Origin of the sequence: Ureibacillus sp. FSL K6-0786 (assembly GCF_037965165.1) — a bacterium.
In the GTDB taxonomy this organism is placed as follows: domain Bacteria; phylum Bacillota; class Bacilli; order Bacillales_A; family Planococcaceae; genus Ureibacillus; species Ureibacillus thermosphaericus.
Genome location: NZ_CP150191.1, coordinates 2,391,589 through 2,405,878 on the forward strand (window position 1 = coordinate 2,391,589; position 14,290 = coordinate 2,405,878).

At 36.6% G+C, this 14,290-nt stretch carries 15 protein-coding genes; 10 read left to right on the top strand and 5 right to left on the bottom strand.

What is annotated here, in order from left to right:
* Positions 1–231 precede the first annotated feature (231 nt).
* Positions 232–468 carry a YuzB family protein gene (locus tag NSQ18_RS11725; protein WP_016839292.1) on the bottom strand — a complete coding sequence of 79 codons (237 nt, stop codon included), beginning with the start codon at positions 466–468 and terminating at the stop codon, positions 232–234.
* Between the two features lie 174 nt (positions 469–642).
* On the opposite strand from NSQ18_RS11725, the gene NSQ18_RS11730 reads away from it, so the two are divergent.
* Positions 643–1,713 carry an NAD(P)/FAD-dependent oxidoreductase gene (locus NSQ18_RS11730; RefSeq protein ID WP_016839293.1) on the top strand — a complete coding sequence of 357 codons (1,071 nt, stop codon included), beginning with the start codon at positions 643–645 and terminating at the stop codon, positions 1,711–1,713.
* 70 nt (positions 1,714–1,783) lie between these two features.
* On the opposite strand, the gene NSQ18_RS11735 is transcribed toward NSQ18_RS11730, so the two are convergent.
* Positions 1,784–2,113 carry a YuzD family protein gene (locus NSQ18_RS11735; protein ID WP_016839294.1) on the bottom strand — a complete coding sequence of 110 codons (330 nt, stop codon included), beginning with the start codon at positions 2,111–2,113 and terminating at the stop codon, positions 1,784–1,786.
* Positions 2,114–2,196: 83 nt separating this feature from the next.
* Between NSQ18_RS11735 and NSQ18_RS11740 the strand changes: the two genes are divergently transcribed.
* Positions 2,197–2,433: a NifU family protein gene (locus tag NSQ18_RS11740; protein WP_016839295.1), complete on the top strand. Its 237-nt coding sequence runs from the start codon at positions 2,197–2,199 to the stop codon at positions 2,431–2,433.
* Positions 2,434–2,505: 72 nt separating this feature from the next.
* Here NSQ18_RS11740 and NSQ18_RS11745 read toward each other — a convergent pair whose 3' ends face one another.
* Entirely contained in the window at positions 2,506–3,219 is a 714-nt protein-coding gene (locus tag NSQ18_RS11745) for a DUF2225 domain-containing protein (RefSeq protein ID WP_016839296.1), read from the bottom strand.
* A gap of 145 nt (positions 3,220–3,364) precedes the next feature.
* Here NSQ18_RS11745 and NSQ18_RS11750 point away from each other — a divergent pair, with 145 nt between their 5' ends.
* From NSQ18_RS11750 to NSQ18_RS11765, 4 genes are all read left to right on the top strand, one after another.
* Entirely contained in the window at positions 3,365–3,736 is a 372-nt protein-coding gene (locus tag NSQ18_RS11750) for an iron-sulfur cluster assembly accessory protein (protein ID WP_016839297.1), read from the top strand.
* 181 nt (positions 3,737–3,917) lie between these two features.
* Positions 3,918–4,415, top strand: coding sequence for an NUDIX hydrolase (locus NSQ18_RS11755; RefSeq protein WP_339288171.1), 498 nt, complete (start codon positions 3,918–3,920; stop codon positions 4,413–4,415).
* A 274-nt stretch (positions 4,416–4,689) separates the two neighbouring features.
* Positions 4,690–6,492, top strand: a complete 1,803-nt coding sequence (locus tag NSQ18_RS11760; RefSeq protein ID WP_016839299.1) for a carbon starvation protein A — start codon at positions 4,690–4,692, stop codon at positions 6,490–6,492.
* 130 nt (positions 6,493–6,622) lie between these two features.
* Entirely contained in the window at positions 6,623–6,952 is a 330-nt protein-coding gene (locus NSQ18_RS11765) for a YuiB family protein (protein ID WP_016839300.1), read from the top strand.
* Between the two features lie 46 nt (positions 6,953–6,998).
* Here NSQ18_RS11765 and NSQ18_RS11770 read toward each other — a convergent pair whose 3' ends face one another.
* A complete protein-coding gene (locus NSQ18_RS11770; protein ID WP_040764839.1) occupies positions 6,999–7,508 on the bottom strand; it encodes a divergent PAP2 family protein in 510 nt (169 codons plus the stop codon).
* A 229-nt stretch (positions 7,509–7,737) separates the two neighbouring features.
* Here NSQ18_RS11770 and NSQ18_RS11775 point away from each other — a divergent pair, with 229 nt between their 5' ends.
* The 4 genes from NSQ18_RS11775 (at position 7,738) to NSQ18_RS11790 (ending at position 12,082) form a co-directional block, all read left to right on the top strand.
* Positions 7,738–9,243: a leucyl aminopeptidase gene (locus NSQ18_RS11775; protein WP_339288174.1), complete on the top strand. Its 1,506-nt coding sequence runs from the start codon at positions 7,738–7,740 to the stop codon at positions 9,241–9,243.
* 77 nt (positions 9,244–9,320) lie between these two features.
* Positions 9,321–9,527, top strand: coding sequence for a hypothetical protein (locus tag NSQ18_RS11780; RefSeq protein ID WP_173658673.1), 207 nt, complete (start codon positions 9,321–9,323; stop codon positions 9,525–9,527).
* Positions 9,528–10,110: 583 nt separating this feature from the next.
* Positions 10,111–11,373, top strand: coding sequence for a group II intron reverse transcriptase/maturase (ltrA, locus tag NSQ18_RS11785; protein WP_339289584.1), 1,263 nt, complete (start codon positions 10,111–10,113; stop codon positions 11,371–11,373).
* Positions 11,374–11,518: 145 nt separating this feature from the next.
* Positions 11,519–12,082: a DUF5366 family protein gene (locus NSQ18_RS11790; RefSeq protein WP_016839495.1), complete on the top strand. Its 564-nt coding sequence runs from the start codon at positions 11,519–11,521 to the stop codon at positions 12,080–12,082.
* A 210-nt stretch (positions 12,083–12,292) separates the two neighbouring features.
* On the opposite strand, the gene NSQ18_RS11795 is transcribed toward NSQ18_RS11790, so the two are convergent.
* Positions 12,293–14,143 carry a transglycosylase domain-containing protein gene (locus tag NSQ18_RS11795; protein ID WP_339288178.1) on the bottom strand — a complete coding sequence of 617 codons (1,851 nt, stop codon included), beginning with the start codon at positions 14,141–14,143 and terminating at the stop codon, positions 12,293–12,295.
* Positions 14,144–14,290: the final 147 nt, after the last annotated feature.

Consider the following 14,290-nt stretch of genomic DNA (forward strand, 5'->3'; position numbering starts at 1 on the left):
GTCATAATAAATGATAGATATACGTTATAGCTAGTTGTCTTCTGCGGTACTCCTTTATAACTTGCATTTATCACATATAAAATGCGACGAGAGGGGGCATTTGATGTGGCCACCTGACTACCGTAGAGACAGCTTAAAAATATTCATAGTAAATATTTGAGCCTGACCAAAAAGTTTGTACTTTTGGTCAGGCCATTTTTCAATCTGTATCTAAACGAAATGATGACATGATTAAAAAAGAGGGTTGTCTTTAATATATTCATAAATCTTTTTCGTCAATTCTTCAGGAGTATCAGCTTCAACCATGTCTCCATTGACGAGAGCATATAACTTCTCTGAACACATTGTACAATAACTTAAACAACCGTATTCAAGAACATCTATATTTGGATCATTTTCCAATACATCATATGTTTCTTGAGAGCCCATTGCTAAATTCGAAATACAAAATTCTACTAACGGATTCACAAAGGTTCACCTCACTCAAAAAAATCCTACTCTTAAATTTTACATTCGTCAATGAAATAAACTTTATGTGAATCCTTTCACAAAAAACTATTGTGAAATCTCTCACAATGTAATATACTAATGTTTGTGTAAATTTAGTGAACTGCAAGCAATAAAAAAATAGGGGAGTTTTCTATGAAAAAACTTGTATTACTAGGCGGCGGTTATGGCAACATGCGTATTTTGCTTCGATTGCTACCTAACCAAATTCCAGAAGATACGATGATTACATTAATTGATCGCAATCCGTTCCATAGTTTAAAAACAGAGTTTTACGCACTTGCAGCGGGGACAACAACTGACAAAAAAGTACGAGTTGATTTTCCTGAACATCCAAGATTAGAAAAGGTGTACGGAGAAATTACAAAAATTGATCGTAAGGAAAAAACGGTTCATTTACAAGATGGAACGGTTATCCCATATGATGATTTAGTAATCGGTCTAGGCTGTGAAGATGATTATCATGGTGTACCTGGAGCAGAGGAGTATACATTGAGCATTCAAACGATAGCAAACTCTCGCAAAACGTTTGAAATGTTATGCGGCTTACCTCCAGGTTCTATCGTTGCAATCGTAGGAGCAGGATTGAGTGGTATTGAGATTGCTAGTGAATTAAGAGAAAGTCGCTCAGATTTACAAATTAAATTGTTTGACCGATCTTCTCGTATTTTACGTTCATTCCCTGAAAAACTAAGTAAGTATGTAAAAGAGTGGTTTGAAAAAAATAATGTAGAAATCGTTGCAGAATCTAACATTACAAAAGTGGAACCTGGAAAAATCTATAATCATGATGAAGTAATTGAAGCAGATGCCATTGTTTGGACAGCTGGTGTGCGTCCGGTGAAAATTGTTCGAGAAATGGATGCTGAAAAAGATAATAAAGGTCGACCACTTGTCAACCAATATTTCCATCTCGTTGATGATGAGCATGTTTTCGTTGTAGGAGACTGTGCTTCATCTGATTTGCCAGCCAGTGCACAACTTGCTGAAGAACAAGCTGAACGAATTGTTCGTGTGTTAAAACATCGCTGGAAAGGTGAAGCGTTACCAGAAAAAATGCCAGATATCAAATTAAAAGGATTTATGGGATCTTTAGGGAAGAAACAAGGATTTGTTTATATTGCGGATACAACGGTAACAGGTAGAATTGCACGTTTACTTAAGTCAGGATTGCTTTGGATGTACAAACGTCAAAACGATAACTAAATGAAAAATTCGCAAGTATTTTCCTTGTAATACTTGCGAATTTTTAACGTGAAGAAAACGTATGTTAATATTACTCGCTAGGCTCAAAACCTAATTTTTCTAAAGCTTTAAAAACCGGCTGTATTTGGATATATCCTTCTCCGACAACTTCATTGTTAATAAGTACTAGAGGATAAAAATATTCATCATTATGAATGCGTTCAGCATATTCTTGATCCCGTTTATCTGTTAGCGGTTCGTTGATATCAATGTAGCGAATTGTAAATGGTTGATTCGGATATTTCCGTTTAATCGCTGCTTCTAACCATTCGTAAGTGTCTTTGGATGAAGGTGCATTAACGCAACTTGCACAAAGAACGTCGGCACCAAAAACTTCAATAATTGGCATATTTTTATTCATATTATTACACCTTTCGTTACGATAATAATGGATTTTTTCTCTTGTTCACATTATAATAATTTTAATGAAAGGAGTCGAGGAATATGACAAATACTGAACAATTTGAACAAGTAAAAGAAGTTTTAGATAAATTACGCCCGTTCTTACTACGCGATGGTGGAGACTGCGAATTAATTGATGTGGAAGACGGCGTTGTAAAATTACGTTTACTAGGTGCATGTGGTTCATGCCCAAGCTCTACAATTACATTAAAAGCCGGCATCGAACGCGCATTATTAGAAGAAGTACCTGGTATTGTTGAAGTAGAGCAAGTTTTCTAATTGAAAAACGACTAAACTAATTGAAAACGGTGTACTCTTCTATTTAATATGAATAGTGAGTACACCGTTTTTTTATTCAGTAATTACATTTCCTTGATTTCGCTCTTCGCGAATGATTTGCCATTGTTCCTTAGCCATTTCTATTATTTTAGGTTCTCCACCATGTCGTTGATTTTCTATTACTCTTGAGAAGAATCTCGTTGCATTTGATATGTCCCCGATTCTTCGTGAAAGTTCAGCAATCAAGTACATAACACGGATTCCGCTCATTCCAGTGCTTAAATAGTCTTCTGTTGAGTAAGAATCCATATATAAATCTCTGGCAATTTTTAAAAAACGTATTTCTTGTTCTTTATTTTGAAGAGTACGATATAGCCAGCCAATTCGAAGAGCAAGACCTGCTCTTGCAATGAATTTTTCATTTTTTAAATTACCGCAAACGAGTGCGAGTTTATATGATTGTATTGCTTGGGCTATTGTACGTTCACCGCTAAAGCTGTGTGGAACCCATTTTTTCGTAATTTGCTCTTGAATTTTTTCCCGTGTACCTGGTGCAAAATATTTAGAAAAATCTTCGGTGAAGGAAAAGCCGCAGTGTTGACAAACAAATACATTGTAGTATAAAGGATTGACATTCGAATCAGAATAAATGGGACGAAAATCAGTTTCAGTATTTTCAACTTTTACGAACTTGGAACGAACTTTTAGGGTAGGAAATTTTTTTTCACAAAAAATACAAACTACTTTTTTTACATAAAAAGGGGAGATTTCTGTATGGTTTTCCATAATATACTACCTCCTGAGCAGTAGGTTATAAGACTATTATACTGGCAGATTCAATAAATGAGTTTAACAATAATGTGTATAAAGCAGTTTCATTGTCATATTCATGATTGCACTGTTATTATATTGTTTAAGGAAGGTGATTCGGATGAGTGCAGAAAAAAGAGTTATTGAATTAACAGAAGCAGCTGCATTTCGCGTAAAAGAGATGGCAAAACATAATGAGGAAGAAAGTTCTTATTTACGTTTAGCTGTTCATGGTGGTGGTTGTAGTGGTCTTACTTATGGCATGAATTTTGATCAAAATGTAAATGAAGATGATTATATCGATGAACAGCACGGAATTAAAATTTTAGTATCACAACAAGATGCCCCTATTTTAATGGGGACAAAAATTGATTATAAACAGTCGTTAATGGGCGGTGGATTTACGATCGACAATCCGAATGCCATTGCATCTTGTGGTTGCGGTTCATCTTTCAGAACAGCGAAAGTTACTGGCACACCGGAAGAATGTTAAAACGATTTATATTAATTGGGCTGTCTAGAAGAGAAATTTCTGGCGGCCTATTTTTATGAATTTTTTTAAGTGAACTAGGTGCTACTACCAAATAAGGAGATAGCTGAAAGTTTTATAGATATATTCAAATAGCTATAAGCGTTGTAAAATAGTGGTAAGTTTAAACAAAGGGTGAGTATATATGAAAAAAGAACGAGGAAAAGTATGGTTAGGTGCAGGAGCTGTTGTTGTCAATTCAGATGGAAAATGGCTCGTTGTAAAAAAGAGATATAGTGGATTAAAAGGAGTATGGTCAATTCCAGCAGGATTTGTGCAACTAGGTGAAACTGCTGATGAAGCAGCACTCCGGGAAGTAAAAGAAGAGACTGGGATTGATTGTATCGTAACCGGCATGGTTGGATTTAGAACGGGGGTTATAAGAGGAGAAGTAAGTGATAATATGGCCATTTTTGCTTGTAAACCAATTAATGAAGAGCAACCGATTTGTATTCAAGAACGCGAACTAATTGAAGCCAAATGGCTTTCTGTCGAGGAATTATTAACTGGCGGAGAAGCTTCCATCATGCTACAAAACATGGCAAGTGATACTTTAATTCAGCATCAGCTATCAAAAAATGAGGGGATTAATCCAGGAGATTGGTTTCAATATACATCCTATCGTGTGTTTTTTAACAAGTAATCTTTGAAACTTTATTGAATAAATCAAAGAATAGGATAATAGTATAGTAAAAAAAAAAGAGATTGATTTTTTTGAAAAAATATAAAATAATGATAAAAAAATATTTTTTTGTAAAAGTTGTAATTTTTATACTATTACAAAAGAAATTTCATATTGTTTATTACATTTTCAACAATTTCTAAAGGGGGATTGGACAAGGGGGTTATTTTAAAATAGAAATCGATTCTGTTAGTAGTTATTCCAAGAAATAAATACTAAGGGATGGGGGAATTTTATGAATGGACTTTCTATTGTAATCGGTGCCATCTGTATACTCGTGATTGGATACCGATTATATGGTTATTTTTTTACAAAAAAAGTTTTGTTAATCAATGAAAAAACACCAACACCTGCCCATGAATTAAACGATGGGCAAGACTATGTGCCGACGAACAAATGGGTAGCATTCGGACATCACTTCGCCGCAATCGCTGCAGCTGGGCCGCTTGTTGGACCTGTACTTGCTGCACAATTTGGATATTTACCAGGTTTACTATGGTTGTTAATTGGTGCGGTGATTGGTGGAGCAGTACATGATGCCGTTGTATTATTTGCATCCATGCGCAAAAAAGGGAAATCCCTTTCTGAAGTGATGAAAGAGGAGCTGGGGCCGGTTGCAGGATTCTGTACAGGTCTTGCTATGTTATTCATCATTACGATAACAATGGCTGGTCTTTCCATGGTAGTGCTTGGTGCATTAGAAAGAAATCCGTGGGGAACTTTTGCAGTAGGAATTACAATCCCAATTGCTATGCTTGTTGGGATTGCCTATAAAAAGACTGGTAACTTAGTTGTAACATCTACGGTTGGATTCATTTTATTAATGATCGGCGTCTTTGTTGGACCGTATATTCAAGGAACAGTGCTTGGTGATTGGTTGACGTTAGATCGCCAAACTTTGGCGTTGATCTTACCGATTTATGCATTTTTTGCTGCGGCATTGCCGGTATGGTTTTTGCTTGCACCAAGGGATTATTTATCAAGCTTTATGAAAATTGGGGTATTTATAGCTTTAATTATTGGGGTATTTTTCGTTAACCCTGTTATTCAATTCCCAGCAGTAACAGAATTTATTCATGGTGGAGGGCCAATCATTGCAGGTCCTGTATGGCCATTTGTTTCAATTACCATTGCTTGTGGTGCCATTTCTGGTTTCCATGCATTCATTGGATCTGGAACAACGCCTAAGATGTTAGATAAATGGGAAGATATTCGCGTTGTAGGATTTGGAGCTATGCTAGTCGAAAGTTTAGTAGGGGTAATGGCGCTTGTTGCAGCTACTTCTTTGCATCCTGCTGATTATTTCGCAATCAATGCAGCTCCAGCAGTATTTGCCACATTAGGAATGGAAGTTGTCAACTTACCTCAATTATCACAAGCGATAGGTATTGATTTAGAGGGAAGAACGGGCGGTGCCGTATCCCTTGCAGTAGGGATGACACAAATTTTTACTGGAGTGCCATGGTTCACAGAAATGAGCGGTTACTTCTACCAATTTGTCATCATGTTTGAAGCGGTGTTCATCTTAACTGCAATCGACGCAGGTACTCGTGTAGCCCGCTACTTAATTCAAGATTTCTTAGGAGATGTCATCAAACCGTTAAAACGGACAGATTGGTTGCCTGGTACAATCATTGCTAGTGCTTTAGCGTGTTTCATGTGGGGGTATTTACTGTACACAGGTGAAATTGGACCAATTTGGGCGTTATTCGGTGTATCTAACCAGCTAATGGCTTCCATTGGATTAGTTATTGGTGCAACGGTTGTATTAAAAATTGCAACAAAACGGATTTATGTTTTAACTTGTATTATTCCATTAGTATATTTATATATATCAGTAAATGTTGCAGGAATTTGGATGATCAAAAACGTGTACTGGAATCCAGCAGCATCTGGTTATTCTGTATTAAATGGCATATTATCCGTCATAATGTTGATTTTAGGTGTTGTTGTTGTGATTACGGCTATTAAATCATGGATTAATCTATGGAATAGTCCAAGATTTGTAAATGGTAAAGCGGTAGGAGAAGCGGTATAACATAAATTTAAGTCTAGCATTCTATAGTTGGAATGCTAGACTTTTAATTTTAATAATGATTTGTTTTTCCATTTGAAAGGACAACTTAATTAGGTTAAACTAGGTAAAGGAAAATGGAGGTTATACATACATGGGTGGTTCTGTATCAATTGTTCAATTAGTGATCTCGATTGTACTATTTTTTGTTATGTTTTTTGGAATCGGTTTCTTATTAAATATGCTTCTTCGTATGACATGGTTAATGACGATCTTATATCCGATTGTCGTTATTTTTATTATTGATGAAGTGAGTTTTTTAGATTATATATTCAAACCTACTGTCGCATGGCCTGCTTTGTGGGATAAAGTTTTATCTCTTCAAGTGGTGGATATCGCCATTTTGTCTGGTGGATTTGTAGGTACAATTGTTGCGGGTATTGTTATGATTATATTAAGAAAGAACGGTTATCGAATGTTTTAAAAAAGGATATATCCAAAAGTGAAAGACGCTTTTGGATATATCCTTTTTATATGATGAAAGAATAAAATATGAAGGAAATTAGAATACCAGTTATGGCACCAGATAATACTTCATTCGGCTTATGACCTAACAATGTTTTTAATTCTTCGTGTTTTTCATGTTCATGTTTATCAGTCCAATGTTTCATATCCCTAAAGAATATGGTTAACTCTTGGCGTATCTTGTTTAACATAGCTGCATGTTGACCTGCCTGATATCGTACGCCGCTAGCATCATACATTACGATTCCAGCAAACAATGCAGCAATGGCAAATACAGGTGAGTCAAAACCGGTCTCGTATCCGATTGCAGTAGCAAGACTTGTCACTGCAGCTGAATGAGAACTAGGCATGCCGCCTGTAGACGTTAAAAGAGACCAGTTAATTTCTTTTGTAAACAAAAAATGTATGGGTACTTTAATAAATTGTGCAAAAAAAATTGAGAATATCGCTAGAAGTAATGGTGCGTTTTGAAATATTGCCAAACCGTAAAAACCCTTCCTTTCACGTCTTTCCATAAGTATAGCATAACTAATATACAACAATTAACGTTTTGAAGTAAAAAATTTCTTAATTATTTAATTTTTTTGTTAGCGAATTTGTTTAGGATATGAGACAAATAAAAGGAACTTCAAAGCAATTTTGGCTTCATGATACTAGTCCACTTCCTCATAAAAATTGGGTTATACTTATAGTGGATAGATATATTGAAGCTCGTATACAATGAATTCTATTTGGAGGTTAAAGATGATTATTCAAAAAGAGAGAAAATCCTTTGAACAAATATCGACTGAATTGTTAATTGTGGGAGTTCAAAAAAACTGCGACCATATTAAAGGATGGAAAGAATTCGTATCATTTTACGGAGAACATGTTGAAAAATGGATTCGTACTGGAGATATCGAAACGGAGCGCAAAAAATTAACAAAGATTCCTTATTTGGGAGCTAATGAACATTTACAACGAATATTATTTGTAGGATTAGGTGATACGAAAACATTAACGCGTAATGAATTGCGAGACATATTTGGATTAGTGGGCAAAAAACTTCGGGAGATGAAAGCGAATCGATTTACGATTTGGTTAGAATCTTTTACAGCAGATCCTATTCAAGAAAAAGATATTGCGTTTTTATTTGCTGAAGGGAGTGGCATGGGTTTTTATCAAGTTCCCCATTATAAAACAACTTCTAATGAACCGGAAGTTTATTTGGATGAAGTTCAATTCGTTACGAATGCAGATATTGATGAAATTGTTGAAAGCTACAAACTTGGAAAGATTTACGCAGATGCAGTGAATGAAGCAAGAACGTTGGTGAATTTGCCACCGAATATATTGAAAGCAACTGATTTAGCGGAATATGCTGTGAATTTGGCAAACAACTATGGCTTTGAAGTAGAAATATTAAATAAGGAACAACTCGAAGAATTAGGAATGGGAGGCATTTTAGCGGTAAATAGAGGCTCAACGAATGAACCGAGAGTTATTACATTAAAATATAAGGGAACAGAAGAATGGAAAGACGTAATTGGATTAGTTGGAAAAGGAGTAACTTATGATACAGGAGGCTACTCCATCAAATCGAAAACTGGAATGGTAGGCATGAAAGGAGATATGGGGGGAGCTGCATCGGTACTTGGAGCCATGAAAATTATTGGAGAAATGAAGCCAAAAAAGAATGTTGTCGCAGTTATTGGCGCAACTGACAACATGATTTCAGGAGATGCCTTTAAACCTGATGATGTCATCACGACTTACAGTGGAAAAACGGTGGAAATTAAAAATGCCGATGCAGAGGGCCGTCTCGTTTTAGCCGATGCAGTCACTTATGCAAAACAACAAGGAGCCGATTATTTAATTGATGTGGCTACGTTAACAGGCGGGGTCATCACAGCTTTAGGATATGATAAAACGGGCGCATTATCGAATAACGAAGCGTTTTTCGATGCTTTTATTGAAGCAAGTGTGAAAACTGGAGAATTTGTTTGGGGCATGCCGCTTACTGAAAGGGATAAAAAACGCATCCGTGATTCACAAATTGCAGATTTAAATAACTCTCCTGGAAGCGATGGACATATGATTTTTGCAGGTGGATTTGTTGGAGAATTTGTAGAAAATACACCGTGGATTCATTTAGATATTGCCGGGACATCTGATACTACAAAACCCCATGAGTTGGGGCCAAAAGGTGCAACAGGTGTGATGGTTAGAACACTTGCGACATTTATCAAAGATTTTACATTTCATATATGATAAATGTTCACATTAGGCAATTCACATAGCTTTGCCTCTTTTTCTTACATATGTTATCAAAGAAAAGGAGGTTTACTATGACTGGTTATCGCCATAATCAACGTCCTGGATACCATCATCGTGATGGATTTAGTAACTTTGGCTATCCGTTTATTGGTGGATTTTTAGGTGGATTATTAGGAAATGTCTTTTATCCACAGCAATTTTATTATCCACCTAACTATCCATATTATCCTTACTATCCATACTACCCTCCGTTTTACCCGCCATTCCGCCGTTATTAAAAAAGGGGTGCGTTCAATCGCACTCCTTTTTGTTTGTGCGCCCGGCATGTACATGAACTATAGGGTGTAAGTCCCGAACCCCGAAGACAGAAGTAGAGGTTAGCTCAACGAAAGGGTGTCCGTGGTGACGCGGAATCTGAAGGAAGCTGGAGGCAAAACACCGGTCCGAGGAACACGAACCTCATATAAGGCTAGGTATGATTGAGTGAGTTTGCAAAACAAAACAAAGCTCTTTCTGTCGAAGGTCATATCGAGTAAATGAGGCGGATAGATGGTGTGAAAGTGCATGTACTTACCCGGGGAGGTCTGGCGGATATGTGAAGTACGCTTCATAACCTACTTAGTGATAAGTAGCTGAACCGTCAGAAGTCAGCAGAGGTCATAGTATTAGTTGGTTTAGAACTACTAAGAAGGACCGAACAATTAAGAGAGAATAGCCCTTGGCATTCAGTGAGTCATGATGAACACAGAAAACGTAGTACCTCACTTGAGGAAGGAAGCGGTGAATCCCGTGGGGGACCTCTTGGAGGGTGGAGTGACCACTGGCATAAAGAGAACAGCTATTCACGGAAGGAGAATAACGATGCTTTTGAATCAAATCCTGTCACGGGAGAACATGCTTCAAGCACTAAAACGTGTAGAACAGAATAAAGGAAGCCACGGAGTAGATATGATGCCCGTACAAAACCTACGACAGCACATAGTCGAAAACTGGCTATCTATTAAGGAGGCAATTCTCAAGGGAACTTATGAACCAATGCCAGTCCGCAGAGTCGAAATCCCGAAACCTGACGGCGGTGTTCGTTTACTAGGAATCCCTACCGTAACAGACCGTTTGATTCAACAAGCAATCGCCCAAGTACTTTCAAAAGTGTATGACCCTACATTCTCTGAAAACAGCTACGGATTTAGACCAAACCGAAGTGCCCATGATGCGGTGAGGAAAGCGAAAGAATATATAAGAGATGGACATCGATGGGTTGTAGATATGGACTTGGAGAAATTCTTTGATAAGGTCAACCATGACAGATTAATGGGTACACTCGCGAAGAGAATCCAAGATAAACCATTACTGAAATTGATTCGTAAGTATTTACAATCGGGAGTCATGATTAATGGTGTGGTGTCAAGCACATTAGAAGGAACTCCACAAGGAGGACCATTAAGTCCGCTACTATCTAACATTGTACTAGATGAACTAGATAAAGAATTGGAAAGAAGAGGACACAAATTCGTTCGATATGCGGATGACTGTAACATTTACGTGAAAAGTAAACGAGCAGGACTTCGCACAATGGCAAGCATTCAACGATTCATTGAAGGAAAACTACGACTGAAAGTAAATGAAAAGAAATCAGCGGTCGACCGTCCATGGAAACGTAAGTTTCTAGGATTTAGCTATACCTATCATAAAGAGCCAAAGGTTCGTATCGCAAAAGAAAGCCTTAAACGAATGAAGAATAAAGTTCGTGAAATCACATCACGCAAGATGCCCTACCCGATGGAATACCGCATTCAGAAACTGAATCAATATCTAATGGGATGGTGTGGATATTTTGCGTTAGCAGACACCAAATCTATATTCCTTGAATTAGATAAATGGATTCGTAGAAGACTTCGAATGTGTCTATGGAAGAACTGGAAGAAACCGAAAACAAAGATACGCAACCTTATTCAACTTGGCGTACCACAATGGCAAGCGTATGAATGGGGAAATACTCGGAAGAGTTATTGGCGTATTTCAAATAGTCCAATATTACACAGAACCCTTGGTAACTCCTATTGGAGAAACCAAGGGCTGAAAAGTCTTGAAGCTCGTTATGAAAACTTGCGTCAATTATCTTAATTGAACCGCCGTATACGGAACCGTACGTACGGTGGTGTGAGAGGACGGGAGTTAATCGCTCCCTCCTACTCGATTTCTTCTCTTGATAGATTGAGATTTTTTGTTATGATATGGTAGGAAAATACAATAAACGAGGCAAAGTACAATGAAAAATCCATACTTATATGGTTATTTACCATTATTTTCAATTATTCTGTATAGTCTAACTTTTGGAATTTTTACAGTAAGTAAGTCTATTCAACTTTTTCAATCTATTGGAATCTATAATGGCATGCGAGAATTTCTAACAGAAGTAGAAATTCGGATGCTATTATTGTTTGTATTCTTCCTTTGCTTTTTCATGCTGTTTTCAGCTTTAAAATTGATTGGAGAAACGATTCACGAAATAGGGATGTTGTTTTTTTCAAAGGATTCAGAAGGTGGTGCTGTTAAAGCAGCACGCGGAGGATATGTACTTTTCTTTATCGGAAGTCTTATTAGCGCCTTTGCTATCCAATCCTTTACTGCACTAATAATCATTTTTGCATTATCACTATTTTGTTTTTTCGTCTATTCAATCTATAAAATGAGCCAATATATGTCTTTATCTGGGATGATTGGATTAATCGCCTTTGAAATACTCTTTTGGTCTTTTTTTATAACAGTCGTCATTTTTGTTTGTATGAAACTTTACAACGGGATTTTGGCGAGCTTGCCTTTTGCTAAATAAGGGATAGACACTCTTATTCTAATCTGATTTAAGCGAAAGGAAAGTTCCTGCTGTGTTCGCTTCGTCGCAATTTATCTGCGATGAAAGCAATATTAAAGTAAAGCTTTCCTGCGGGAATGGACATGAATAAGAGAGGAAAGCCCATGCCCGCGGAAAGCTTCCAGCTGAAGCGAAAATCTATGATAGAAAAATATCATCCAAATAGTCATTTTATTGGTTAATAATACGGTTAAATATGTTGAAATGAATTCGATCGTCTTCTAATTGAAGCATAGATGTTGGTTGATCATAGCCAATCCAAACGGCTACGGTATATTCATTGGATAATCCAGCGATCCAAAAATCTCGATATTCGTTCGTAGTGCCTGTTTTTACCCCAATGTAGGATGAATTTGCATGAATCCCTCTTCCTGTTCCACTTCGCACTACTTCTTTTAATAATGAACGCATGTATTGTACAGTTTGTTTAGACCATATTTGTTTCCGTTCCGATGGCCACTGATACAATATGTTTCCTTGTTGATCGGTAACTTTTCGAATTGCATGGGATTTAACGTAACTTCCATCGATAAAGCTTGTATATGCATCGGCCAATTCTAATGTAGTTACACCGTATGTTAGTCCACCTAATGCAGCTGCGTAGTTTTTATCTTGTTCTACAATCGATTTAAAATTGAATTGTTGTAAATATTGAAAGGCTGTCTCTATACCAACTTTTGAAAACAGACGAACAGCTGACGTATTCAAGCTATGTTTAAAGGCAGTTGAAATCGTTACATCGCCATAGATTGCTCCGCCGTAGTTTTGTGGACAAAACGCCCCAATGCAATATTTTCCTCCATTCACGATGGAGGAAGGTGAATAATTTGTTCTTTCAAATAGCGGTGCATATACAATTAACGGTTTAAAGGATGAACCTGGCTGTCTCGGAGCCTGATAAGCTCTATGAAAATCGAATTTATTGTAGTTTTTTCCAGCATACATACTCACGATTTCCCGCGTTTCATTTTCAATGACAACCGCGCTAGATTGCAAATTTTGAATGGTTAAAAGAGAATTAATTGATACATCATCTTTTGATTGTTTTTCAGGATCTAATGCTGTATGTATAATGATGCCAGAATAAAGAAGTTCATTGATTTTGTTATCTAATTCTTTTTGAAGCAGCAATTTTTCCTCTGGTGAAGCTTGTTGCAGCGCTTCGTTGTATCCCTCAGTTTCTGCAATTAATTGATTCAGTTCATGTAATACATACGTGCTGTAAGCAGGGAAGTTTTGCGTTTTTTCTTTTATGTTCAACTGAATGGGTTCTTCTTTATATTGTTTTGCTTCATCAAGGGAAATGACATTTTCTTTTGCTAGAAGATCAATTAAACGTTCTTGACGTGCTTTCGTATTGTCAAAATGCTTTAACGGATCATAAATAGAAGGGTTATTTGGTATAGCTGCAATAAAGGCGATTTCCGCAACGGATAAATGTTGTATTGGTTTTTGAAAATAATAGGTTGCAGCTGAATTAATACCATACACTTGATGACCGAAGTACATTTCATTTAAATACATTTCAAAAATGCTGTCTTTATCATATAGTTTTTCTAGTTCGTAAGCATACAACACTTCCATTAGTTTGCGTTCATATGTTTTCTCTTCCGATAAATAAAGCATTCGAACAAGCTGCTGGGAAATTGTACTGCCCCCTTGTTGGATAGAATTTTGTTCCGCATTGGTTATGACAGCCCTCATTATAGCACTTATGTCAAAACCGATATGTTGATAAAAATCTCGATCTTCACTCAAAATAAAAATTTGTTTAACGATTTCGGGTATTTCTTCTATGGGAATAGGATTTCTCCATTCCACGTAATCTTCGTTAAATAAATCTCCGTTTCGATCTAACATTTTAACAGGAAGCTGTTTTTTTATTTCTGGGAGTTTGATTTGTTCCTGAATTTGTTCTTTATGATTTTGTGCTTTGGCTGCTTCTTCCCAAATTTTGTCTCCAACAACAAAAAGAAGAGGGAAGAGGCAAAGAATCATAAGATACCCTAACAATTGCCTCACATTTATTCCTCCTATTGCCTACAAGAAAGAATACCATATTTTTCATTAGAACAGTTCACTTTTCATATCATTACAACATGTTTATAAAGAAATTTCCGAAAAAGATGAATGAAAGAAAGAGGAGTATAACAACTTAAAATAAGTAGA

Bases quoted from the DNA above. Each gene is read 5' to 3' on its own strand.
- NSQ18_RS11730 (WP_016839293.1), top strand. From the start codon at position 643: ATGAAAAAACTTGTATTACTAGGCGGCGGTTATGGCAACATGCGTATT.
- NSQ18_RS11735 (WP_016839294.1), bottom strand. From the start codon at position 2,113: ATGAATAAAAATATGCCAATTATTGAAGTTTTTGGTGCCGACGTTCTT.
- NSQ18_RS11740 (WP_016839295.1), top strand. From the start codon at position 2,197: ATGACAAATACTGAACAATTTGAACAAGTAAAAGAAGTTTTAGATAAA.
- NSQ18_RS11745 (WP_016839296.1), bottom strand. From the start codon at position 3,219: ATGGAAAACCATACAGAAATCTCCCCTTTTTATGTAAAAAAAGTAGTT.
- NSQ18_RS11750 (WP_016839297.1), top strand. From the start codon at position 3,365: ATGAGTGCAGAAAAAAGAGTTATTGAATTAACAGAAGCAGCTGCATTT.
- NSQ18_RS11755 (WP_339288171.1), top strand. From the start codon at position 3,918: ATGAAAAAAGAACGAGGAAAAGTATGGTTAGGTGCAGGAGCTGTTGTT.
- NSQ18_RS11760 (WP_016839299.1), top strand. From the start codon at position 4,690: ATGAATGGACTTTCTATTGTAATCGGTGCCATCTGTATACTCGTGATT.
- NSQ18_RS11765 (WP_016839300.1), top strand. From the start codon at position 6,623: ATGGGTGGTTCTGTATCAATTGTTCAATTAGTGATCTCGATTGTACTA.
- NSQ18_RS11770 (WP_040764839.1), bottom strand. From the start codon at position 7,508: ATGGAAAGACGTGAAAGGAAGGGTTTTTACGGTTTGGCAATATTTCAA.
- NSQ18_RS11775 (WP_339288174.1), top strand. From the start codon at position 7,738: ATGATTATTCAAAAAGAGAGAAAATCCTTTGAACAAATATCGACTGAA.
- NSQ18_RS11780 (WP_173658673.1), top strand. From the start codon at position 9,321: ATGACTGGTTATCGCCATAATCAACGTCCTGGATACCATCATCGTGAT.
- ltrA (WP_339289584.1), top strand. From the start codon at position 10,111: ATGCTTTTGAATCAAATCCTGTCACGGGAGAACATGCTTCAAGCACTA.
- NSQ18_RS11790 (WP_016839495.1), top strand. From the start codon at position 11,519: ATGAAAAATCCATACTTATATGGTTATTTACCATTATTTTCAATTATT.